We start from the raw sequence: 22454 nt of genomic DNA on the forward strand, positions 1-22454 counted from the left end.
ATAACTCCTTGTTAATACTGGATTTTCAACCAAATGGTTGAAAGCTATTTTTGTTTCTCTTCCCCCATAATAGGCAAGCTGTTTTTCTAATATTGGTCGTTCATGTTTTAATAAATCTTTCATCAATTTCAGATAGTCAATATCAGATGTTTTATAGGTTTCTAAAATCTTTTTATATTTAGTTCTTGTATTTCTATGTAATTTTTGCCAAACATTTTTATTGCGTGTATATGCGACTAAATATATCTGAGTTTCAACTGGTAAATCATCAAACATAAAAGGTTTAAAGATAATAGAGTCAATGACCTCGAATATTTCTTCAACCGAGCGACTCCGAAGCTGAAATTCTAAGCGCCACCAATGCTTAAATTGACTTGCAAATTCCTTTTCTTTGTCAGTCCCATTTTCTAGTTGCTCTTTTTTCTTGTTATACAGCCTAACCTGTTTTTCCGAGCGAGAAGCACCTAAATACTTCGTTTCTAGTTTTCCAGTATCTGAACGAAATTCTTTGGTCGCAGTGGGGCGCCCTTTTTTCTCTAGCACAAACTCACTACAATCAACCTCAAACAAATCAAAAGCTAAGTCAGCACGAGATATTGAAATATCTTCAAGATATGGTATAATAGTGTCTATAATTTCAGTATCTACTGAACGGAGTTTATTAGGGTTGAACTCCAAACGGAAAGGGCGAGCATTAAAGGCTTGTCCTTTTATTTTGTCATATTCCATGTGGAGCACAACTTGACCTCCATCCTTTGTGTAAGCTCTGAACATATCAGTCATAGCAGTCTGGACGATAATGGCTATATGACTTTCTATCAAACTTTTGAGATCAAGGAGTTTGATAGGTTTGATATAAGCTGTAATAGTGATGTTGTCTAAGCTAACTTTTAATTCCAAATCAACCTCCTTTCTTGTAGAGGTCGCCTATCGGCGCCAATTTTTTTGACTGCGTAAAGGCCTACGTAAAATGACATTCTCGGGGGAGCAACCCCGAGCCGACTTCGTCGGACCATTTTCATTTTGCTCCAGCCAAACTTGCCAAAAAACGGGTGTAGTAAATGCACATCAGATGTGCACATAGCGGGCTGTTAGAGGGCGCCCTGTTATAAATTTTTCGTAGCACCTCAAAATCTGACCCCTAAAATCTATTTTCATAATATTTTCACAACTGTTTTCATAAATATTTTTGACTAGAAATTTTGTAAATCTGAAGGAGATTTTTTAAAAAAGTCTTCTCGGTCAACTAAAAATATTTTGAGGATTTTTTCAATAATCTCATCAGGTGGCACCTGTTTATTTTTCTTGTAGCTAAAGAAACGGTCTTTAGTTTTTTTGATTTCTCCTAAATCATCTGACTCGTCAGCAAACAACAACTCATTCAATTCAAACCAACGTAGTTCAGATTGTTTGCGGAGTATTTCAAAATTTCTCCAGAATGTCCGACCTTCATCTAACTGATCCATCTTTCTCATCAGTTGAATTCTTTCGATTTTTCGATATTCTTTCGGCAAAAGTACCGTCACATACTCAGGAGACATGTTTGAATAGATAACCTCTTCTGTTACAACAATGGGAAGCTTTAGGGAACTATCAACATCTTTCAAAATCTTTCGAACAAATTGACTAAGGGTAATTTGTGTATTCAACTTATACTTCAACATCTTAGTGCTTAGTAGTTCAAAGATATCAGTTGACCTAAAAAGCCATTCCATCAGTGTTTTAGTATCTATATCTTTGCTTGAAAATGCTTGATAATCAAGATGATAGCTGTCCAATCGTGATTGGATAGCTTGATTAAGTGCATTATCTTTCCCAAAATAAATCTTTATCATTTTTCATACCTCGTTGATATACATTTTATAGGGCAAACTGTGACCATAATAAATATCTACTCTTTCACGTTCAATCAGATTGACTTCTTCCAATCGTCGCATAATGGTTATCATTGTAGTTCTACTACAAGAAAACATCTTGGCTAACTCGTTTAATTTAAAATTTAAATAGACACTCCCCTCAACATCTATCCAACCTTTTTCAGGTGCTTCTATCTGCTTGTCTTTTAGGACAGCATAGACAAACAAGTCTGTAGCAGACAGGCTACTGTAAAAATCATCTTGTAATAAAATTTTAGGTATTAAGTAATTTTCGTTATCATAGTCCATAGCTCTTACCTCTCAAATTGTTGTAACCATTGAGCGACTTTATGCTTGTCATACAAGGTCACTCCGTCAATGACCATGTGGGGCATGCCTTCACGTTGCCATTTGACAATAGTCGTCGTTGAGACATCTAGCCAACGGCACAAGCCAGCCATACGAACCATAGGCTTATAAAGCTCCTTGTCCTCAAGGGCTTTTTCTATAGCCTTCTGGACCATGGTATCGTAGCGAGAAAGCAATTTCTTTTCAGTTACTTTTGGAAGTTGTATAGTAAATCCTTCTGTCATCTGCGAGTTCTCCTTTTTGTTAAAATCATTTTTAAACTATTTTCATTGCCTATTTTCTGGAGATGGCTCAATCTCAAACAGTTCCATAGGGTAAATATACCTGTCTAGTATTTCAGACCGAGCAACACTCCTATTTTTCAAGGCTGGTTCTTGCTTGTTTCATACGTTCAGCAAGTTCTTGACGTTGTTCTTCGGTCATCTTGCGTTTTTTCTTAGGAAATACGTTGATTGAAAAATCCTCACCAATCTTCATAATGGCAGTTAGCCAAATCGTTCTGCCATCTTCTTCCTCAGTGTTTAACACTCCATAGGCTTCAGGAAGTTTTAGCACTTTTTGAATGTGTGGAGAATAATTTGTTTCAATCGTCCATTGTTTATCCAGTGCGTCAAATCGGACAAACGTTTCTTGTTCTTCTAGTGTGTAAGCCATAGCTGACTCCTTTCTTTATTGTATAAGCTTCGAAACAAAAATAGTTACAAATTAACTATAAATCTATTTTAAGTTATTTTTTAACTTATATCAATAGAAATATTCTTTTTTTAACTTTTTTGTTTTATCTTATGCTATAATCATCTATATATAACAAAATGAAGGGCGCTAGATATGACTATACGACTCAAAGAACTAAGAAAACAAAAAGGAAATACACAAGCTGAGGTAGCAAAAATACTAGGGACAAATCAATCCCAGTATGGCAAATATGAAAATGAACGAACACAGTTATCACTAGACAATGCTAAAATCCTTTCCGACTACTTCGGTGTCTCCGTCCCTTACTTACTAGGGCTTGATGATAATCCTAATCTCGTAGACCCAGGAGCACCTAAAGAAGTTTTGAAAGGTTTTACCAAGATACTCCAAGGAAAAAGTAGTATAGACAATAAAATCACCAAATGGACCCCTTTTGGAGATGAGTTAGCTATCATACTTGCGAAAATCAATCAGTCGGAAGCACTAGCTGATTATATTGACTTTCTAGCAAGTAAAAATGACTTTAACCCTATTTTAGTTAAAGCCATCAAGCAATTTATAGCCGACGAAAAACAAGGACTAATTCCTTTTCTGATTAACAAGTCAGGAGGGGAAAACTCACCATATCACTACGTTTGGCAAGCATGGGAAAACTCCGACGAATACAAGAGAAGAATGGCTGAAAAACGTAAAAAATAATTATAAAAACTCGTAATTTCTTTATTTTATAAGCTTCGAAACCTAAAAAATAAAGGAGAAATTACAATGTCCATTCACAAATACCCAAGTAAAAAAGCTAAGTCTGGCTATTTGTATTTTGTCAAGGTCTATATGACTAAAGACGGTCAACGTGCAGACCATGTAAAGCGTGGCTTTCGTACTCGAAAAGACGCCAAAGACTACGAAGCTAGACTCATCTATCTTAAGGCTTCAGGAAAGTTGGAAGAGTTCATCAAGCCATCTCAAAAATCTTATAGCGAGATTTTTGAAAAATGGTATCAAGCCTATCAAGATACGGTAGAGCCGACAACGGCTTCACGTACTCTTGATATGTTTAGGTTGCACATTCTGCCAGTCATGGGAGAATTACCTATCAGTAAAATCTCCCCTTTAGGCTGCCAGAACTTTATCACGGAAAAAGCAAAGACTTTCAAGAATATCAAGCAAATCAAGTCTTACACTAGTAAAGTCTTTGACTTTGCGATTAAGATGAAATTGCTTAAGCATAATCCTATGACAGAAATCATTATGCCAAAGAGGAAGAAGATACGGACAGAAAATTATTGGACGGTTCAAGAACTACAAGAGTTCCTAAACATTGTCCTTCAGGAAGAGCCTTATAAGCATTATGCACTCTTTAGATTACTAGCCTATAGCGGCTTAAGGAAAGGCGAGCTGTACGCTCTTAAATGGGCTGATATAGACTTTCAGAGCGAGGCTCTCAGCATAAGCAAGAGCCTAGGACGATTAGACGGTCAGGCAGTCGAAAAAGGCACTAAAAATAATTTTTCAGTTCGAAAGATTAAGCTAGATAGCGAAACTATCTCTATTCTGCAAGAATGGAAGTCAAATTGCCAAAAAGAAAAGGCACAACTAGCAGTCGCACCTCTTTCTATCGAGCAAGATTTTATCTTCACTTACTGCACACGTACAGGCTCAATAGAGCCACTACATGCAGACTATATCAACAATGTACTTTCAAGGATTATTCGAAAACATGGCTTAAGGAAAATCAGTCCTCACGGCTTCAGACATACTCATGCTACCTTGATGATTGAAATCGGAGTCGACCCTGTCAACACTGCCAAAAGGTTAGGGCATGCAAGTAGTCAAATGACTTTAGACACCTACAGCCATTCAACAGCTAACGGAGAAGATAGATCCATCAAACAATTTGCGAGTTATCTAAAAAACAATACAAAAAACTCCAGACAGTAAGTCTAGAGTAGAGTAATGCGGGCGATTTGCATCGCAATCCCGATTTTTTAGAAGAATTTTCTCCAAGGACAGCATCGAAGCCTGTTAGGAATGAATCCCAACCTGATTTTCCTGTCATTACACTCTCAAAGTTTAACATAAACAGGAAGTATACGTCAATTATATAAACTATTCAAAGATAAGAATATAATCAAAAAAGATGTAAAAGTTTTTCCAAAACGGTATCAAAAAAGGTATCAAAAGCAAAAATCAACTAAAAAAAGCACCTTGCAAGAGACTTGCAAAATGCTTGTAATCGTTGTTGTAAAGCGGTTCTTAACGTTTAGAGAACTGGCTAGCTTTACGAGCTTTCTTAAGACCTGGTTTCTTACGTTCTACCATACGGGCATCACGTGTAAGAAGACCAGCACGTTTGAGTGAGTCGCGGAAGTCTGGGTCTACTTGAAGAAGGGCACGAGCGATACCGTGACGGATAGCTCCTGCTTGACCAGCGTAGCCACCACCGAGAACGTTTACGAGAACATCGTATTGACCAACAGTTGAAGTAACTGCGAATGGTTGGTTGATGACAAGGCGAAGATCCGCGTGTGGGATATATTCTTCAACATCTTTTTTGTTTACGGTAATTTTACCAGTTCCTGGAACAAGGCGAACGCGTGCAACAGCGTTTTTACGACGTCCAGTACCTGCATATTGTGCTTGTGACATAGCTTATTTGTTCCTTTCCTTAGATAAGTCCTGAAATATCAAGAACTTCTGGTTGTTGTGCAGCGTGCGTGTGTTCAGCGCCTACAAATACTTTCAATTTCATACCTTGAGCACGGCCAAGAGTATTATGTGGAAGCATACCTTTAACTGATTTTTCGATCAAACGAACAGCGTTCTTAGAACGGAGTTCACCAGCAGTGATTGATTTCAATCCACCTGGGTACATTGAGTGAGTGTAGTAAACTTTATCAGTTGCCTTTTTACCAGTTAATTTTACTTTTTCAGCATTGATAACGATCACAAAGTCACCTGTATCAGTATGAGGTGTGAAAGTTGGTTTATTTTTTCCACGAAGTACGCTTGCTACAACAGCAGAAAGGCGTCCAAGAGGTACATCAGTAGCGTCTACTACATACCATTTACGTTCAACTTCACCTGGCTTAGCCATGTATGTTGTTTTGTTCATGATTTCTCCTATATGAATATCGTTTTTGTTTACAAGGCGGATGTTCCGGTCCGCAAGTTATTTGGAAGGTTCCGGGGCCTTACAAATGGGGTAAACAATACCGTTTACTATCATACCAAATTTTAGGGGTAAAAGTCAATATATTTGATAAATTATTTATGAAAGAACGGTTTCATTTCGCTTAATCTTGATTTTCATGGGCAATACTGAATAGCCCCAAAGTTCCAGGACCCGTGTGAGTGGAAATGACTGGTCCTAATGGTAAAATTAAAACTTCATTGACTTGCTCAGAGGCAAGAAGCTGATTTTTTAAGACTTGAGCCACCTCTTGGCTGTCTGCTCCTGCATAGGCAATTACCACGCGCGGATCGGCAATATCTTCCAAGGTCATGCGCACCACCTCAGTCTGATCCTTTTTCTTCCCACGGACTTTAGCCACAGAATCTAGCCTTCCATCTCCCTTAACTGCAATGACTGGCTTAATATTGACTAAACTTCCCATGAGAGCTGCGGTCTTTGAAATTCGTCCACCACGCATAAGATGATTTAGGTCATCTACTAGAAAATACGTTTTCACTTTTGGAACTAAAGATTTTATTAAGGCTACTACTTGTTCCAAACTTTGACCGGCAGCTTTCGCTTCCACCGCTTTCATCACCAGAATACCTTCTCCCATAGATGCCGCCTTGGTATCAATAATCCGGATAACTGCTTTTGGAAAATCTTCCAAAACCATATCCCGTGCCATAACCGCACTTTGGTAAGTTCCTGACAAGACTGAAGCAAACGCAATATAAAGAACTGGCATGCCGACCTCAGCATAGCGACGAAAGATATCTTCAAACTGACCGACATTGATTTGGCTGGTTGTTGGTTGGCTCCCTGCTTCCATTTTAGAGAGGAGCTGCTCACTCGTCAGTTTCTTATCCCCGACCGTTTCATAAGTTATCCCGTCCAACTGAATAGTCAAGCCAAGGATTTGAACATCATTTTTCAAAGCCCAGCTTTCTGGAAGATCTGTGGTTGAATCAGTTAAAATTTTAAAAGTCATCTTTCTTTTTCTCCATCATTTTCTGTAAATCGCGCAAGGTTGGATTGTCCATAGGACGCAAAGGTGGTTTTCCCATTTTAAGCTGTTGGCTCATTTGATTGAGATTTGACTTTGTAACAGCTACTCGCTTTTCTAGTTCACGAGTCGAAACACGCAAAGCCCCTTAAAGACAGTCCACTGCTCATTTAAGTCGCTCGTTGCCACAGATACCTGATTTCTAGGATTGTTGAGATCAGTTGCCAAACGCTCAATGTAATCGTCTGCTGTTTCTTCTTCCTCAGTGAACACAACCGTAACATTGAATTCATCATAAGTCTGGCGAACTCCCGGCATATACTGCGCATCAAACACACAGATAATTTCCAACTGTTCAAAACTGGCGTAATTACTGAGTTTGTTAAGCAGAATGGTTCGTGCTGCATCTAATTCCCCTTTGTTAAAGAGAGAACGAGTCTCTTGCCAAAAAGCCACCATATTATAGCCATCTACTAATAAAATTTTCCGTTTCATAGGCGATTTCTAAATACTTCATACATGAGAATAGCCGCCGCCACACTAGCATTAAGGCTCTGCACATGTCCATTCATAGGAATGGTAAGCATTTCATCAACTCGCTTTTTAATATTAGCAGAAATGCCCTTGCCTTCATTGCCGATAATCAGAGCCAGTTTACCTGCCGTATTCCACTTAGTCGAAGGGGTGCCATTCATATCTGTGCCAAAAATCCAAAAACCTGCATGTTTTAGTTTATCCAGAGCTTGGCTAAGATTGGTCACACGAGCAATAGGAATATGCTCCACCGCACCAGTAGAGGTCTTGGCGACGACCGGCGTGACACCAACCGCTCGATGCTTAGGAATAATGACACCTGTAACATTTGTCGCATCAGCCGTCCGTAAAATAGAGCCTAAATTATGCGGATCTGTTAGACCATCTAAAATGAGCAAGAGAGGATTGTCTTCCTGAGTTGCCATTTTCAACATCGCCTCAAAATCCGTATAAGCAAATTCTGAAACACGCAAGACAAAACCTTGATGAACGGCACCGTCTGTCATTTCCTGTAGTGTTTTTTTACTAGTCCAAGAAATGGAAACCTTTTTTTCTGCTGCCAAATCTTTCATCTTAGCAACATTTTTTCCACGTAGGTCATCTTGAATATAGAGTTTATTTCCAGTATTGGTCATGAGAGCTTCCGTCACAGCATGTACGCCGTAAACAATATCGTTATTTTCCATAGCTTTAGTATAACATAAAATTTAAAATGCTTCTTCTTATTTATAAATCACCTTATAGTTAACTTCTATAAAAAAACGCAGGAGTCTTGCATCAAACAAGGCATCCTGCATTTTCTTATTAATTTATTCTAGAGGCGTTGTAAATTAGTAAACTGTCTTTTCTGTTTCTGGATCAAAGAAGTGTGCTTTGTTCAAGTCAAAGCCAAGGTCAATACCTGCTCCAGCTTTGAGGTAATCACGAGCGTCTACTTTGGCAATAAATTCATTATCTGCAATTTGGCAATACAAGTGAGATTCAGAACCAAGCAATTCAGATACAGAAATTTTAGCATGTACAACTGAATCTGGGAAGGTTTCAAGGAAAGCAGCTTCTGTATTGATGTCTTCTGGACGAATACCAAAAATGAGTTTCTTGCCTTCATAGCCTTTTTCACGAAGTACCTTCAAGGCACCTTCTGGTACTTTCAGAGAAAGGTCTTGTGCTACAATTTCATCACCTTTCAAAGTTACATTGATGAAGTTCATCGCTGGGCTTCCGATAAAGCCTGCAACAAATTTATTGACTGGGTTTTTGTAAACTTCTTGTGGGGTACCGATTTGTTCTATACGTCCAATTGTCCCCGTTCCTGAAGGATTCTTTGTTGCAGACATGATAACGATACGATCAGCCAAAGTCATTGCTTCTGTTTGGTCATGGGTAACATAGATAGTGGTTGCCCCAATACGACGGTGGATTTTAGCGATTTCTGCACGCATAGATACCCGCAATTTCGCATCCAAGTTAGAAAGTGGTTCGTCCATAAGGAATACTTTTGCATCACGAACAATAGCACGTCCCATGGCTACACGTTGACGTTGACCACCTGAAAGGTCAGCTGGTTTACGATCCAAGAATTCTTTCAAACCAAGAATGTCCGCTGCTTCATTTACACGTTTTTCAATATCATCCTTGCTGTATTTACGAAGCTTCAAACCAAAAGCCATATTGTCGTGCACGGTCATATGTGGATACAAAGCATAGTTTTGGAAAACCATAGCAATATCACGGTCTTTTGGCGCTACGTCGTTCACCACGCGCCCGTCAATTGAACATTCACCTTCTGTAATATCTTCAAGACCAGCAATCATACGAAGTGTAGTAGATTTCCCACAGCCTGAAGGTCCTACGAAAACGATAAATTCTTTATCTTTAATATTCAAGTTGAAATCTTCTACAGAGTAGTGTTCGCTGTTTGGATATTTTTTGTAAATGTTTTTTAAATTTAATTCTACCATAAGATGGAACTCCTTTGTTATTATGATTTTATTATATATGAAAACGCTTCATTATCCTATGGCAAAGTGAACAAAATAAAAAAAATGTTTTGTGCAGGATGCACAAAACATTACACTAAATCATTGATGACAATATGGTAACACAGGGTCAAATCTGTCAGGTCTTTTAGCTGTAAGCCCGTCAGTTCTTCCCATTTATCAATGTGATATTGCAATGTGTTCCGATGAATATACAACTGCTGGGCAGCTTTTGTCACAACCGCCGTATTTTCCCACAAAGCAGCGATAATATCAATGAGCTGTTCCTGACTTTCAATCAATTGGTGAAGTTTCTTTGTTAAAATTGGCAATATGAAATCGTTTTGGCTAATCCCCCACAAAAAGAGTTGAGAAAAAGAATGCACATTGGAATGCTGAGCCTGTTCCCACCACTTGGAAAAAAGGGTATTCTCTGCTTGAAATAGCTCAGGATAGTTTTCCTCAAAAATGCGAGTCCAAATCTGTCCGATTTGAATTGTCAGAGTTAAGCTAAAGTCATATTCGATAGCCGATAAAGTATCACGGAGAACATCTTTTACAGGGACTAATTGCGTTTGATCCAGCACAAAGATGTAATCCTGAGAGGACAGCTGAAAATCTGCTATTCTATTAGGCAGTATGATTCGCATCATTTCCAACCAAGACCCAATTGTTTCATTTTCATAATGGAATAAATGACAATGGACGAACTGTAGCTTTTGAACGTTTTGAGGCATTTTGCCACGGTTATGAACCAAATAATCATACCAAGGTCCACCATCAAATGCAGAGTCTTTCCCAGTCAGTAAAGAAATAAGTTCTTGCTCTCGCTCTGTCAGACTGCTTTTTTTTAATAACAACCATTGCTTACTTGAAATGGGAATTGCCACTTCATTTTCGTTTGCATTTGGATTGGATTGAAGGCTACCTTGAGGGAACCATTCTAAAAGATTAGTTTTTACCATGCTGTGCGCCCTCCACTCTCACAATACACCAATCAATCAGCTCTTCTAAACGCTTGATTTGATCGGTCATGTGTAAATATCCCAGAACAGCTTCAAAACCTGTCGACATGCGATAGGTCACAATATCAGCATTTTTAGCCTTTGTATGGCTGTTGGCATTGCGCCCGCGCTTGTAGATTTCTTCTTCCTTTTCTGTCAGAATTTTTTCTTCCAACATTTGAGAAATGAGGTTAGCTTGCGCACGAGCCGACACATACTTGGTTGCTTCTCTGTGTAGCTGGTTCGGTTTTGTCAAGCCTTGGAAAATCAAGTGACGGCGGATATAAGTTGAGTAGATAGCATCGCCTTCAAAAGCCAAGGCAATACCATTTATAAGATTGACATCAATCACGGATCCACCTCACTCCGTCCTTGGTATCTAAAAGCTTGATCCCTTTAGCTGCCAATTCATCACGGATTTTATCAGCTGTTGCAAAGTCCTTGGCAACACGCGCAGCTTGGCGCTGCTCAATCAAGGCTTCAATATCCGCATCCAGTACTTCTGCTGTAAAGACAATACCAAAAACTTGCAGAAGCTCAGCAAAAGCTGTTTTTACTTCTTGACTGTAATGACCAGAATTGATCCACTTAGCCAGTTCAAAAACAACTGTAATCCCATTTGCTGCATTGAAATCTTCGTCCATAGCAGCTGTAAATTTATCCAGAAAAACCTGCAATTCTGTCAAATTGACCGTTCCCGTAAAGGGTTGCTCGTAAGTATTTTTCAGATATTTTAGATTCACTTCCGCATCGTGGACGGCTTTTTCTGTGAAATTGATAGGTTTGCGGTAATGCTGAGTCGCAAAAAAGAAACGCAGTACCTGTCCGTCAATGGTTTTAAGGGCATCGTGAACGGTAATGAAATTCCCCAGAGACTTAGACATCTTGACATCATCAATATTGACAAAGCCATTGTGCATCCAGTAGTTGGCAAAAGTCTTTCCAGTTTTAGCTTCTGATTGAGCGATTTCATTGGTATGGTGCGGAAATTCTAAATCAGCTCCGCCACCGTGAATATCAATCGTATCTCCCAGAATTTCTGTCGCCATGACGGAGCATTCGATATGCCAGCCTGGACGACCAGGTCCCCATGGGCTGTCCCAGAAGATTTCACCGGGCTTAGCAGCCTTCCAAAGAGCAAAGTCCACTGGATTTTCCTTGCGGGTGGTCTCCTCATCTGTCCGACCAGAAGCTCCAAGCTCTAAGTCTGCTAGACTTTTATTGGCTAACTTAGCGTAATTAGAGGACTTTTCAACCCGAAAGTAAACATCCCCCTCTGACTCATAGGCAAATCCTTTGTCCACCAAGACCTGTACAAAATCAATGATGTCCATCATGTAGTCCACTACGCGCGGGTGCTGGGTAGCTGGTTGAACCCCCAGCGTCGTCACATCCTCACGAAAGGCAGCGATGTACTTGTCCGCAACCTCCTGAGGCGTAATGCCTTCTTCCTTGGCGCGATTGATAATCTTGTCATCCACATCCGTAAAGTTGGAAATATAGGCAACCTCATAACCACGGTACTCAAAGTAGCGACGAATAGTATCAAAGGCTACTGTTGAACGGGCATTCCCCACGTGGATATAGTTGTACACAGTTGGCCCACAGACATACATCTTAACCTTATCGTCCTCAATCGGGACAAATTCTCGCAAATCACGGAACATGGTGTCATAGATTTTAATCACTCACTGTCTCCTTTCTGTTTCTTGTTTATCGTAAAGAGTCATTTCAATCCAACTCTCTAGCAATTACTAATGCTATCTCAAAGAAAGTCATAGCATTTGCTTTTCTGTCTTCGTATCTTGCATCCCACTCATGATTGTGATGGTCAACATAATCAGCCGTATAAAAAAATTGATAAACTTTTGCTTGTCGAAATTGTGCCCAAGCCATGATTGCTGAGGCTTCCATATCCACAACAGTCGCACCTGCTGCTAATCTGCGTTTGACCTTATCGGCTGTTTCACGATAGAAAGCATCTGTGGTCCAAGCCTTTGTTCGAATGTGCTCAATGCAAGATTTATTCAAAGCTTCTTCCATGGTTAAAAGCAAAGTTTCGTCATAAGCTATCTCATCACTTGCAGGAGCGTAATGATAACTTGTACCTTCATCACGTAGAGCTGAACTTGGTAGAATAATCTTATCTGCCTGAATAGACTGATCTAGAACTCCGCAAGAACCCAAAACAATAAAGTTCTTAAATCCTCTTGCTTTGAGTTCTTCTAAGAGTCCAACAAACATCGGGGCTCCAATCGTAGCTATAGCAACGGCTACCTTACTCCCATTTTTTTCATAGATATACCATGGAAGTCTGCCATTTAGATTGGTTAGATAGCCACCTTCATAAACATCTTCAAACTTCTTTACTCGTTCAACGATTTCTCCATTAAAAGATAAAATAATCGTGTCACAGATTTCTCCACCACCACGAATACTTCGATCAGTTGGTTCGATAACAGCAGGTACATTTTCGAATTCTTCTAATAGCATTTTTCTACTCTTTCTCATTCAAATAAACTACCTGTGTCTGTTTGACAAAGCCGATTTTTTCATACAAGCGTTTGGCACCTACGTTGCAGTCCTCTACTGCAATCTGAAATTCCTTATCATTTTGCTCGATCAGTTGGTTGACAAGGGATTTAGCTAAGTAGCTTCCATAGCCTTTTCCACGTTCAAGTTCCGATATTGCTAAACCGTAGAAATAATTCGTATCAGTCGATAAATCTACCGTGCAAGTTCCAATAACCTGACCGTCTTTTAATAAAATATATAGGCGACTTTCTGGATCCTTCAGAGCTTCAGCGACATATCTATCCACAACTTCTCTCGATTCATGTTCCTCTGAAAATGCCTGAAATTTTAACTGGCTAATTTGCTCCTGATACGAACTATCTGCTAACAAAACTTCAAGATTAGAAACAGTTACTAACGGATAAGGTCTTCTATCCTTACCTAACCAGGTTTCTGTCTCTTCTTCCTCGACCAATCCCCAGTTGCTGACAAAATCAGGATAACGCTCTAGAAAAATACGTTCTGTCTGAAAAGTAACTGAATGAATAGGGAAAGGAGCCGTTTCTTTCTCAAAACTCGTAAACAAAGCACGCGCAATTCCCTGACGGCGATGATTTGGATGAACCAGTATCGTCACTTCCACATCTTGGTCATCAGCATAGACAGTTAATAGACCAACAAGTTCGCCTTTTTCATAATAAAGGAAAAAGGCGGGCATGTTGGGGTCAAAATTAAGCATGTTAGAAAGATAGGGATCACGATAAGTTCCATCATAGGCTTGGCAACAGTTAATTAGTTTTTTCGCCTCAGATAACTCCTCTTTGCTCAACTTATTTCTTGCTTGAATCATATAGGTATCCTCTACAAACCAGACGATCTGCGGCTGGCTTCTCTAGCCTGCTCGAGTTTATTGACGTAGTACTCCCGTTTTTCTTCGACTTCATGGATGATAGGCTCATCCTTCCGTCCATGAACTCGGACGATCTTAGCCGGAATACCGACAACTGTTACATCACTAGGTACGTCTGCCACGACTACTGCAGCTGCACCAACCTTGGCATTTTCACCGATTTCTACCGGTCCGATGACTTGGGCATGGGCTGATATGAGAGCTCCTTTACGCACAGTCGGATGGCGTTTGCCAACATCCTTCCCTGTTCCACCAAGAGTCACTCCGTGATAGAGAAGAACGCCTTTTTCAACAATCGCTGTCTCTCCAATCACCAGACCTGAGCCATGGTCGATAAAAACACCTGAGTCAATCTGGGCACCCGGATGAATCTCGATTTGGGTCCAAAAACGCCAAAACTGACTGTGCATCCGAGCCAGGAGTTTGAAGCCGTGCTTCCATAGAAAATGCGAGAGACGGTGGGCAGCTAAGACCTTGACACCTGGATAAGTCAGCAACACTTCCAAACTGTTGCGTGCCGCTGGATCATTTTCTTTTACAATATCAATGGTTTCGCGCCACCATCCCATACATTTCTCCTTTTCTTATTCTGAATCTTTTGGTGTTTCTGTAAATTCTTTCTTAGGTTTGTGGCCCTTATGGTGACGTGGACGGTGAGGTCGCTCAGACTTTTCACCTTTTTCATCATGCTCAGGTTTTGGAGAACGAGGAAGAAGAGCTTTCATAGAGGCATCAATACGGCCTTTTTCATCAATCTTGATGATTTTGACATCTACTTCATCACCAAGTTGTACCAAATCTTCAACCTTATTAGTATGCGTCCAAGCCATTTCTGAGATGTGCACCAAGGCATCTGTCTTGTCAAAGAGATTGACAAAAGCACCGAATTTCTCAATCCGAACCACTTTGGCATGATAAACTTCATCTACTTTTGCTTCACGCACAAGAGCTGCAATGATTTCTTTGGCACGGTTAATCGCATCTTGATCGCTAGAGTAAATAGCAACATTTCCTTCTTCGTCAATGTCAATCTTGACACCTGTTTCTGCGATAATCTTGTCAATCGTTTCACCGCCTTTACCGATGACAATCTTAATTTTATCAACATCAATCTTGATGGTATCAATTTTTGGAGCGGTTGGAGCGAGTTCTGGACGAGGAGCTGGAATTGTACGTTCAATCAAATCTAAAATTTCAAAACGTGCTTTTTTAGCTTGAGCCAATGCTTCTTGCAAGATTTCAGCAGTAATTCCTTCAATCTTAATATCCATTTGAAGAGCAGTAATTCCTTCACGTGTACCAGCCACCTTGAAATCCATATCTCCGAAATGATCTTCTAAGCCTTGAATATCTGTTAAAATCGTGTAATTGCTACCATCTGAAATGAGCCCCATAGCAATTCCGGCTACAGGTGCTTTAATTGGTACCCCACCGGCCATGAGAGCAAGTGTCCCAGCACAAATCGAGGCCTGTGAAGAGGAACCATTTGACTCAAGAACTTCTGCTACCAAACGGATTGCATAAGGGAAATCTTCTAGACTAGGGAGAACTTGCGCAAGTGCACGTTCACCAAGTGCTCCATGACCGATTTCACGACGACCTGGTGCACCATAACGACCCGTTTCTCCTACAGAGTATTGTGGAAAGTTGTAGTGGTGCATAAAGCGTTTCTTGTATTCTGGATCCAAACCGTCAACGATTTGTGTTTCGCCCATTGGTGCCAAGGTCAAAACAGATAAAGCCTGAGTTTGCCCACGAGTAAAGAGACCAGAACCATGCACACGTGGTAGGTAGTCAATTTCAGCATCTAGTGGACGAATTTCATCAACCTTACGACCGTCAGGACGCACCTTGTCTTCTGTAATCAAACGGCGCACTTCAGCATGTTCCATTTGTTCCAAGATTTCAGCCACATCACGCATGATGCGTTCATATTCTTCATGGTCTGCATATTTTTCTTCGCAAACTGCTGTTACTTGGTCTTTAACTGCTTGAGTTGCAGCTTCACGAGCCAATTTTTCTTCCACTTGAACCGCTTTTTGGAGGTCGCTGTTGTAGGCTGCGATGATTTCAGCCTGTAATTCAGTGTCCACATGAAGCAATTCTACTTCTGCTTTGTCTTTACCAACTGCAGCAACGATTTCTTCTTGGAAGGCAATCAATTCTTTGACTGCTTCGTGCCCTTTGAGAAGAGCTTCCAACATGATTTCTTCTGACAATTCTTTGGCACCAGACTCTACCATGTTGATCGCTTCTTTAGTTCCTGCAACAGTTAATTCCAATAACGAAGCTTCTTTTTGTTCTTGACTTGGATTGATAACCAATTCTCCATTAATATAGCCAACTTGTACACCAGCAATTGGTCCGTTAAAAGGAATATCTGAGATTGATAACGCAAGAGATGAACCAAACATAGCTGCCATAGGTGCTGAAGCATCCGCATCATAAGAAAGAACGGTATTGATAACCTGAACTTCATTGCGGAAACCTTCCGCAAACATGGGACGAATGGGACGGTCGATTAAGCGAGCGGTCAAAGTCGCGTCCGTTGAAGGGCGTCCTTCGCGCTTGTTAAAGCCACCAGGGTATTTCCCAGCTGCGTACATCTTTTCTTCATAATTGACTTGAAGCGGGAAGAAATCGCCAGTCGCCATTTTCTTTGACATAACGGCTGCTGTCAGAACGGTACTTTCACCATAGCGCACCACTACGCTACCATTCGCTTGCTTCGCCACTTGTCCAGTTTCAACCACTAATTCTTTGCCAGCAAAAGTGGTTTTAAATACTTGCTTTGTCATATATATTCCTCGTTGAGCTTATACTCAATTTCTAATTTTTTTATACGTCTTGCCTACAAAGATCAAGATACAAAGCATTAAAATTGATTGGTACTTAGTACCTAATAAGTTTACGCTAATCGCTAAATGCCTTGCTAAGTCAAAGCCTCTTGCCAAATAATACCGATTTAACAAGTTCCTGTCGCAAATCTCGTTAAACGCTCACAATATTCATCTGCTGTACTTTTGAAATAAACAAGGATTGTCCCTAATAAGCCTTTAAATCCTCATCTTTGTATCAAGCACGTATAAACTTTATTTTATCATATTTTACACCAAAAGAAAAAGCCTTAAAATAGCTTTTTAACAAGAATTTTTGAAATGTTATCTATTATTCTTATTTTCTGCTATACTAGAAGAAAGTTAATGACAAGGAGAAATAGATTTATGGTTGAACAAAAACAACGTTCTGAATTTCCAGAAAAGGAGCTGTGGGACTTAACAGCCCTCTATCAAGACCGAGAGGATTTCTTGCGGGCGATTGAAAAAACGCGTGAGGACATTAACCAATTCACACGTGATTATAAGGATAACCTCCATACTTTTGAGGATTTTGAAAAGGCTTTTGCTGAATTGGAGCAAATCTACATTCAAAGAAGCCATATTGGCAACTACAGCTTTATGCCGCAAACAACGGACTACAGTGATGAAAGCTTTGCACAGATTGCGCAAGCTGGTACAGATTTTGAAACAGAAGCCAGCGTTGCGCTTAGCTTCTTTGACGCAGCTTTGGTAAATGCCAATGAAAAAGTACTCGACCGTCTCGGACAACTACCGCATTTGACTGCTGCAATTCGTCAAGCAAAAATTCAAAAAGCTCACTATTTAGGTGCCGATGTCGAAAAGGCTCTGACAAATCTCAGTGAAGTTTTTTACAGCCCACAAGACATTTACACCAAAATGAGGGCAGGTGATTTTGCCATGGAGGATTTTGAAGTAGACGGAAAAGTTTATAAGAATAGCTTTATCAGCTACGAAAATTTCTACCAAAATCACGAAAATGCTCAAGTCCGTGAAAAGTCTTTCCGGTCTTTCTCAGCTGGACTTCGCAAACATCAACATACTGCTGCTGCAGCTTATCTGGCTCAAGTGAAATCTGAAAAGCTGATTGCTGATATGCGGGGGTATGACTCTGTTTTTGACTATCTTTTGGCTGAGCAAGAGGTAGACCGTTCTATGTTTGACCGGCAAATTGACCTCATCATGACAGAATTCGCCCCTGTTGCACAAAAGTTTCTCAAACACGTTGCTAAAATCAACGGTCTTGAAAAAATGACCTTTGCAGATTGGAAATTGGACTTGGACAGCGCACTTAATCCTGATGTCACTATTGATGACGCTTACGAACTAGTAATGAAGTCCGTTGCTCCACTTGGAGAAGAATACACGTGCGAAATTGCCAATTATCAAAAAGAGCGCTGGGTGGATTTTGCAGCTAATGCCGGCAAGGACTCCGGAGGCTATGCAACTGACCCTTATCGTGTGCACCCGTACGTTCTCATGAGCTGGACAGGCCGTATGAGTGATGTGTATACTCTGATTCATGAAATTGGCCACTCTGGTCAGTTCATCTTCTCTGACAATAGTCAAAGCTATTTCAATACCCACATGTCTACCTATTACGTAGAAGCTCCTTCTACCTTCAACGAACTCTTACTTAGCGACTATTTGGAACATCAATTTGACAATCCACGCCAAAAACGCTTTGCTCTTGCGCATCGCTTAACTGACACCTACTTCCATAACTTCATCACTCACCTCCTGGAAGCAGCTTTCCAACGCCGTGTTTACAATCTGATTGAAGCCGGCGAAACCTTTGGTGCTGCTAAACTGAACAGTATTATGAAAGAAGTTCTGACCGAATTCTGGGGGGAAGCGGTGGAAATTGATGACGATGCTGCACTTACTTGGATGCGCCAAAGTCACTATTACATGGGACTGTACAGTTATACCTATTCTGCAGGTCTCGTTATCTCAACTGCTGGTTATCTTCATTTGAAAAATTCTGAAAATGGAGCCCGCGATTGGCTCAACTTCCTCAAATCCGGCGGAAGCACAACGCCTCTTGAATCTGCTCGCATCATTGGCGCGGATATCTCTACTGATAAACCACTCCGTGATACCATTCAATTCCTGTCGGACACAGTTGATCAGATTATTGCATACAGCGAAGAATTGGAAGAATAACAGAAACTATTCAAAAGGGAGTGGGACAAAAATCGGTAATTTCGAAGAAATTTGATTTTGTCGTCCCACCCCCGCACAGTTGAGTAGGGCTGTAAAGGTTTATTTATCAACCGAATAGAACCTACTCAACCACTGCGACTTGCAAGAAACTCATAAAAATCTGACGAGGTTAAGGACTTTTGCCCCAGCCTCTTTTTTCGTCTGTAACTAATCTAAAGATCTTTCTGTTCACTTTTCTTCCAAGCCAAAGTCACTCGTCAGCTTGGCAATGATTTCTCTAAGTAAACTTTTATTTACATCATATTTCACATCTTTATGGTCACGGTTAAAAAGCAGGAGTTTTGCATTGATGAGCTTTTGAGTATGAAAAGAAACTGCTGCTCCAGTAATATCTAACTCTTCAGCAATCCGTTTGCTCTTTGCATACGGTTTAGCTAATTCTACCATAACATTATAGCGTGTGCTATCACTAAGTACCTTGAGAACTGCGGCAAACGTATCCATATCCAGTTCTGTTCCACTTTTAAGTAATTGATCAATGCGGCAAGAAACGATAAAATAATGGCTCTCACTCGGTTCTGTTTCACTAAAATAAGATGCAAACTGCACCACCCATGGACTGACAACATAAAGCCTAATAAATTGATTTTCTTTAAAATTCCAATCAAAATGAGATAGGCTAGCAGACTCTGCAATGGTATTCTCCAATGAAAAGGATGACGCATAAGCTCTACGTTCAGCAGCACTTTTTTCCAAGTAAGGCTGGTAAAGCGGAATAAGTTCCCGAGACAATTCTATTAACTCTTTCATAGCTTCAAGTGGCTTCCGATAAAATTGACTGAAATACCACTTAGTTTCTGATTTAATAGATGATGCTTCTAAATAATCCCAAAAATCTCCACTTTTAGCCATGTGCTCAGGACCTGTGTTTAAGAGACCTTTTAGCTGTTCTCTTATCGCTTCGGCATCTAGCTGCAAACAGTAGGCATGTACCGCTTCAACCGATTTGGGCGTCAGCCCCTTATCTACCATCTCCAAATAGCAACTTTGCAGCAAGGTGATTCCATAACCAGTCAAATAATAGGTTTCCATTTTTTCCTTATAAGGTTGAAACAAAAGGCGAAGCTCTTCCATTATAGGAAAAACATCTTTAAAAAGCTCACGCTCTTTGCCACTAAAACTTTCGATAGTCTCTCTTCTATCCTGTATCAGAGTAGATAGAGAAAACTGCTCCATTAAATCACTTGCTTGTTCTGAATACTGTACTTCCACCATTATCTTTACTCCTTCTTTAGTGTTATCTTATCAAATTCACCCTAACAAGTAAACTGTTTGGAAAGCTATTGCATCACTTGTTTAGCATTTTTTTGGGCACTTTCAGTGTATAAAAGAATAAAATCGATGATAATATTAAAAATAAGAAAGCAATTTGGGCTGATGACAAGAACGTCACTAAAACTGCTACCAGCATTTGACAAAGAACTAAACCTAATGTGGAAAAACTACTAATCCCCGCACTGATTGTCGCCAAATGCTTCTCAGGAAGCGATGAAATGACAAAAGCATTCATCTTCGGCTGAAAAATGCCTACGATAACCATTGTCAAAAAATTCACCAAGAAAATAATATAAATACTGTGGAGTAAAAAACCAATAAAGAGAGCAGGAGGCATGAATACGGAAATCTTCAGCAAAAATTCCATACTTACTTTTTTTAATAAGGTCGTTACCAAAACACTCCCCAAAATATTTCCTATCAAAGTTACAACTGTAACGGTTGCTATAGTTGTGGCTGGATTGAGAAATGCAAAACTGGGATTTTCTTTCATATTTAGGAGGAGCAGTGCATTCTCTGCTGCAAATACAGCATTTAAACCAGCAATGGTAAAAATAGAAGTCTTTAAGACGGAGATATTCTGAACAGTTTGATAAGATTGCTGCAAACTATTCCATGTATTTTTAATAAAATGCCTCTCTCCCTCACGATTATCAACAGAAGAATGAATTCGATTATCTTTGAGCAGATTATTTAAACTGGGACGAAGTATCAACATTATCAAAGCACTAACTACAAAAGTTCCAGCATTAAAAAATGCAAGGTATTGGTAACTCATCAGCCCAACTAAAATTGCTCCGCTGGACTGAAAGAGAATCTTTAGGATAGAGCTTGCTCCTTGACGAAAGGCATACATGGCTTCACGATCTTCCAATGGAATAATACGAAGGCTGAGTGGTATATGCAAAGCATCTTCATATTGACCAGCTAGGTCAGATAAAAGATTGACCAATACAGCTAAAATCACTCCCCATAAAGCTGGCTGAAAGCCCATAGCCAGACCAATGAGCAGATACAGCCCTGTCCGAAACAGAAGCGTCGCCAAAATCGTATCTACTTTCTTCTTAGTACGATCGCCCCACATGCCCATGAAAATCATCGTTAGAAAAGGCAAACTTTCAGATAAAGTCACTAAAGAGATTGCAAATTTTGCTTCTGGCAATAGCAGAACATAATTCATTAAAGCCAAATAATAGAGTATATCTCCAAAATTAGACAACATATCCGAGACGAAAGTTCCCATAAACAGTTTATTTTGCAATATTCGTTTCATTTTATATCCGCTTTCTCTTCGTTAAGCAATCACTTAATTTTTTATTAAATGTAATTATACACTTAATTTTAAATAAGTCAATGCTTTATTTTGAGTTTTATTAGAATCCTCAAGAATCTCTTTTAGGTATCCTAGTGACTAAAAGTTTTCAGGCACCTAAAAATCCACTTAAAAACTAAGCGGATTTTATGCTTTATCCTAATTCTGCCACAATTTGCTTGATTTGTGCTGCTGTATGTACCCCGGCGACTTGTTTCACAACTTGACCGTTCTTTTTAAATAAGAGAGTCGGAATACTCATAATACCAAATTGTCGTGCGGTATTTGGATTTTCATCAACGTCTATCTTCACGATTTTCAATTCATCTTCTGGAATTTCTACGGAAAGTTTTTCTAGAATAGGAGCTTGCATACGACAAGGTCCACACCAAGTAGCCCAAAAGTCAATAAGAACAAGACCGTCCTTTGTTTCTGCTTCAAACGTTGCATCAGTAATAGCTTTTGTCATCATTTTACCTCACTTTTATTTGTATTGATTTAAATCTTGCTTCATTAGATAAAAGAAAACATCACCGTAAGTCCCTTGGTAATCCAATTCGTGTCCATTAACAAGCAGCTTTTGAACCGGATAATAATCTGCTACATTGATCAAGCAGGCCTGTTGAGATTGCTCAAATTCTTGATAGCTTTCAAACGTTATAACCCTCTCTTGCTTACTAGCATCCAAATAAGTGATTTCAATCATGGTCATTCTCCTTTTTATTATTCAATTACATTTGTAA

At 39.7% G+C, this 22454-nt stretch carries 23 protein-coding genes and 2 pseudogenes; 3 read left to right on the top strand and 22 right to left on the bottom strand.

The annotated features are described in order from the left end of the window. Window positions 1–25: 25 nt before the first annotated feature. The 5 genes and pseudogenes from HMPREF2574_RS05235 to HMPREF2574_RS05255 form a co-directional block, all read right to left on the bottom strand. Window positions 26–900, bottom strand: a pseudogene (locus tag HMPREF2574_RS05235) (replication initiation protein). Window positions 901–1193: 293 nt separating this feature from the next. Further along, on the bottom strand, window positions 1194–1835 hold the full coding sequence (locus HMPREF2574_RS05240) for a hypothetical protein (RefSeq protein ID WP_003070636.1): 642 nt from the start codon (window positions 1833–1835) through the stop codon (window positions 1194–1196). A gap of 3 nt (window positions 1836–1838) precedes the next feature. Continuing rightward, a complete protein-coding gene (locus HMPREF2574_RS05245) occupies window positions 1839–2165 on the bottom strand; it encodes a replication initiator protein A (protein WP_024052729.1) in 327 nt (108 codons plus the stop codon). A 5-nt stretch (window positions 2166–2170) separates the two neighbouring features. Beyond that, a complete protein-coding gene (locus HMPREF2574_RS05250; protein ID WP_070812251.1) occupies window positions 2171–2449 on the bottom strand; it encodes a DNA-binding protein in 279 nt (92 codons plus the stop codon). A 130-nt stretch (window positions 2450–2579) separates the two neighbouring features. Further along, window positions 2580–2879, bottom strand: coding sequence for a hypothetical protein (locus HMPREF2574_RS05255; protein WP_003070642.1), 300 nt, complete (start codon window positions 2877–2879; stop codon window positions 2580–2582). 174 nt (window positions 2880–3053) lie between these two features. On the opposite strand from HMPREF2574_RS05255, the gene HMPREF2574_RS05260 reads away from it, so the two are divergent. Next, window positions 3054–3620 carry a helix-turn-helix domain-containing protein gene (locus HMPREF2574_RS05260; protein ID WP_070812252.1) on the top strand — a complete coding sequence of 189 codons (567 nt, stop codon included), beginning with the start codon at window positions 3054–3056 and terminating at the stop codon, window positions 3618–3620. A gap of 66 nt (window positions 3621–3686) precedes the next feature. Continuing rightward, window positions 3687–4859, top strand: coding sequence for a tyrosine-type recombinase/integrase (locus HMPREF2574_RS05265; protein ID WP_070812253.1), 1173 nt, complete (start codon window positions 3687–3689; stop codon window positions 4857–4859). A gap of 315 nt (window positions 4860–5174) precedes the next feature. On the opposite strand, the gene rpsI is transcribed toward HMPREF2574_RS05265, so the two are convergent. The 13 genes and pseudogenes from rpsI to pnp form a co-directional block, all read right to left on the bottom strand. Beyond that, on the bottom strand, window positions 5175–5567 hold the full coding sequence (gene rpsI / locus HMPREF2574_RS05270) for a 30S ribosomal protein S9 (RefSeq protein WP_003035124.1): 393 nt from the start codon (window positions 5565–5567) through the stop codon (window positions 5175–5177). Between the two features lie 19 nt (window positions 5568–5586). Further along, the gene (gene rplM, locus HMPREF2574_RS05275; protein WP_003026230.1) at window positions 5587–6033 is read right to left on the bottom strand and encodes a 50S ribosomal protein L13; all 447 of its coding nucleotides are present in this window, start codon (window positions 6031–6033) and stop codon (window positions 5587–5589) included. 181 nt (window positions 6034–6214) lie between these two features. Then, on the bottom strand, window positions 6215–7084 hold the full coding sequence (locus HMPREF2574_RS05280) for a DegV family protein (protein WP_070812254.1): 870 nt from the start codon (window positions 7082–7084) through the stop codon (window positions 6215–6217). Beyond that, a pseudogene (locus HMPREF2574_RS05285) lies at window positions 7074–7594 on the bottom strand (NYN domain-containing protein). The gene HMPREF2574_RS05280 and the pseudogene HMPREF2574_RS05285 overlap by 11 nt, the downstream one beginning before the upstream one ends. Continuing rightward, window positions 7591–8319: a 23S rRNA (guanosine(2251)-2'-O)-methyltransferase RlmB gene (gene rlmB, locus HMPREF2574_RS05290; protein ID WP_024052735.1), complete on the bottom strand. Its 729-nt coding sequence runs from the start codon at window positions 8317–8319 to the stop codon at window positions 7591–7593. Before rlmB ends, HMPREF2574_RS05285 begins: the two are co-directional and overlap by 4 nt. A gap of 144 nt (window positions 8320–8463) precedes the next feature. Then, on the bottom strand, window positions 8464–9594 hold the full coding sequence (locus HMPREF2574_RS05295) for an ABC transporter ATP-binding protein (RefSeq protein WP_003026236.1): 1131 nt from the start codon (window positions 9592–9594) through the stop codon (window positions 8464–8466). A gap of 110 nt (window positions 9595–9704) precedes the next feature. Further along, window positions 9705–10577 carry a helix-turn-helix domain-containing protein gene (locus HMPREF2574_RS05300; RefSeq protein ID WP_070812255.1) on the bottom strand — a complete coding sequence of 291 codons (873 nt, stop codon included), beginning with the start codon at window positions 10575–10577 and terminating at the stop codon, window positions 9705–9707. Continuing rightward, window positions 10564–10968, bottom strand: a complete 405-nt coding sequence (locus tag HMPREF2574_RS05305; protein WP_024052737.1) for a Mini-ribonuclease 3 — start codon at window positions 10966–10968, stop codon at window positions 10564–10566. Before HMPREF2574_RS05305 ends, HMPREF2574_RS05300 begins: the two co-directional genes overlap by 14 nt. Beyond that, window positions 10961–12304, bottom strand: a complete 1344-nt coding sequence (gene cysS / locus HMPREF2574_RS05310; protein ID WP_024052738.1) for a cysteine--tRNA ligase — start codon at window positions 12302–12304, stop codon at window positions 10961–10963. Before cysS ends, HMPREF2574_RS05305 begins: the two co-directional genes overlap by 8 nt. 43 nt (window positions 12305–12347) lie before the next feature. Then, window positions 12348–13109, bottom strand: a complete 762-nt coding sequence (locus HMPREF2574_RS05315) for a nucleoside phosphorylase (RefSeq protein WP_070241992.1) — start codon at window positions 13107–13109, stop codon at window positions 12348–12350. A gap of 4 nt (window positions 13110–13113) precedes the next feature. Then, complete coding sequence (locus HMPREF2574_RS05320; protein WP_024052740.1) at window positions 13114–13980, bottom strand: GNAT family N-acetyltransferase; 867 nt, start codon at window positions 13978–13980, stop codon at window positions 13114–13116. Window positions 13981–13991: 11 nt separating this feature from the next. Further along, window positions 13992–14609, bottom strand: coding sequence for a serine O-acetyltransferase (cysE, locus tag HMPREF2574_RS05325; RefSeq protein ID WP_024052741.1), 618 nt, complete (start codon window positions 14607–14609; stop codon window positions 13992–13994). A gap of 15 nt (window positions 14610–14624) precedes the next feature. After that, complete coding sequence (pnp, locus tag HMPREF2574_RS05330; RefSeq protein ID WP_070812256.1) at window positions 14625–16838, bottom strand: polyribonucleotide nucleotidyltransferase; 2214 nt, start codon at window positions 16836–16838, stop codon at window positions 14625–14627. Between the two features lie 426 nt (window positions 16839–17264). On the opposite strand from pnp, the gene pepF reads away from it, so the two are divergent. Further along, a complete protein-coding gene (pepF, locus tag HMPREF2574_RS05335) occupies window positions 17265–19064 on the top strand; it encodes an oligoendopeptidase F (RefSeq protein ID WP_024052743.1) in 1800 nt (599 codons plus the stop codon). 228 nt (window positions 19065–19292) lie between these two features. On the opposite strand, the gene HMPREF2574_RS05340 is transcribed toward pepF, so the two are convergent. The 4 genes from HMPREF2574_RS05340 to HMPREF2574_RS05355 all read right to left on the bottom strand — a co-directional run bounded on the left by HMPREF2574_RS05340 (window position 19293) and on the right by HMPREF2574_RS05355 (window position 22417). Continuing rightward, window positions 19293–20339 carry an ArsR/SmtB family transcription factor gene (locus HMPREF2574_RS05340; RefSeq protein ID WP_024052744.1) on the bottom strand — a complete coding sequence of 349 codons (1047 nt, stop codon included), beginning with the start codon at window positions 20337–20339 and terminating at the stop codon, window positions 19293–19295. A gap of 73 nt (window positions 20340–20412) precedes the next feature. Beyond that, window positions 20413–21672 (bottom strand): MFS transporter, encoded by a 1260-nt coding sequence (locus HMPREF2574_RS05345; protein WP_024052745.1) that lies wholly within the window; start codon window positions 21670–21672, stop codon window positions 20413–20415. Between the two features lie 193 nt (window positions 21673–21865). Then, window positions 21866–22180, bottom strand: a complete 315-nt coding sequence (gene trxA / locus HMPREF2574_RS05350) for a thioredoxin (protein WP_003039843.1) — start codon at window positions 22178–22180, stop codon at window positions 21866–21868. Between the two features lie 15 nt (window positions 22181–22195). Then, entirely contained in the window at window positions 22196–22417 is a 222-nt protein-coding gene (locus tag HMPREF2574_RS05355) for a DUF4649 family protein (RefSeq protein ID WP_003026254.1), read from the bottom strand. Window positions 22418–22454 lie beyond the last annotated feature (37 nt).

Origin of the sequence: Streptococcus sp. HMSC034E12 (assembly GCF_001835915.1) — a bacterium.
GTDB lineage: Bacteria > Bacillota > Bacilli > Lactobacillales > Streptococcaceae > Streptococcus > Streptococcus vaginalis.

Coding starts and splice junctions, on each gene's coding strand:
- rplM (WP_003026230.1), bottom strand. CDS start 6,033: ATGAACAAAACAACATACATGGCTAAGCCAGGTGAAGTTGAACGTAAA.
- rpsI (WP_003035124.1), bottom strand. CDS start 5,567: ATGTCACAAGCACAATATGCAGGTACTGGACGTCGTAAAAACGCTGTT.
- HMPREF2574_RS05260 (WP_070812252.1), top strand. CDS start 3,054: ATGACTATACGACTCAAAGAACTAAGAAAACAAAAAGGAAATACACAA.
- trxA (WP_003039843.1), bottom strand. CDS start 22,180: ATGACAAAAGCTATTACTGATGCAACGTTTGAAGCAGAAACAAAGGAC.
- HMPREF2574_RS05300 (WP_070812255.1), bottom strand. CDS start 10,577: ATGGTAAAAACTAATCTTTTAGAATGGTTCCCTCAAGGTAGCCTTCAA.
- HMPREF2574_RS05245 (WP_024052729.1), bottom strand. CDS start 2,165: ATGGACTATGATAACGAAAATTACTTAATACCTAAAATTTTATTACAA.
- HMPREF2574_RS05265 (WP_070812253.1), top strand. CDS start 3,687: ATGTCCATTCACAAATACCCAAGTAAAAAAGCTAAGTCTGGCTATTTG.
- HMPREF2574_RS05250 (WP_070812251.1), bottom strand. CDS start 2,449: ATGACAGAAGGATTTACTATACAACTTCCAAAAGTAACTGAAAAGAAA.
- HMPREF2574_RS05320 (WP_024052740.1), bottom strand. CDS start 13,980: ATGATTCAAGCAAGAAATAAGTTGAGCAAAGAGGAGTTATCTGAGGCG.
- HMPREF2574_RS05280 (WP_070812254.1), bottom strand. CDS start 7,084: ATGACTTTTAAAATTTTAACTGATTCAACCACAGATCTTCCAGAAAGC.
- HMPREF2574_RS05355 (WP_003026254.1), bottom strand. CDS start 22,417: ATGATTGAAATCACTTATTTGGATGCTAGTAAGCAAGAGAGGGTTATA.
- rlmB (WP_024052735.1), bottom strand. CDS start 8,319: ATGGAAAATAACGATATTGTTTACGGCGTACATGCTGTGACGGAAGCT.
- HMPREF2574_RS05315 (WP_070241992.1), bottom strand. CDS start 13,109: ATGCTATTAGAAGAATTCGAAAATGTACCTGCTGTTATCGAACCAACT.
- HMPREF2574_RS05295 (WP_003026236.1), bottom strand. CDS start 9,594: ATGGTAGAATTAAATTTAAAAAACATTTACAAAAAATATCCAAACAGC.
- HMPREF2574_RS05240 (WP_003070636.1), bottom strand. CDS start 1,835: ATGATAAAGATTTATTTTGGGAAAGATAATGCACTTAATCAAGCTATC.
- HMPREF2574_RS05340 (WP_024052744.1), bottom strand. CDS start 20,339: ATGGTGGAAGTACAGTATTCAGAACAAGCAAGTGATTTAATGGAGCAG.
- cysE (WP_024052741.1), bottom strand. CDS start 14,609: ATGGGATGGTGGCGCGAAACCATTGATATTGTAAAAGAAAATGATCCA.
- pepF (WP_024052743.1), top strand. CDS start 17,265: ATGGTTGAACAAAAACAACGTTCTGAATTTCCAGAAAAGGAGCTGTGG.
- HMPREF2574_RS05345 (WP_024052745.1), bottom strand. CDS start 21,672: ATGAAACGAATATTGCAAAATAAACTGTTTATGGGAACTTTCGTCTCG.
- HMPREF2574_RS05255 (WP_003070642.1), bottom strand. CDS start 2,879: ATGGCTTACACACTAGAAGAACAAGAAACGTTTGTCCGATTTGACGCA.
- pnp (WP_070812256.1), bottom strand. CDS start 16,838: ATGACAAAGCAAGTATTTAAAACCACTTTTGCTGGCAAAGAATTAGTG.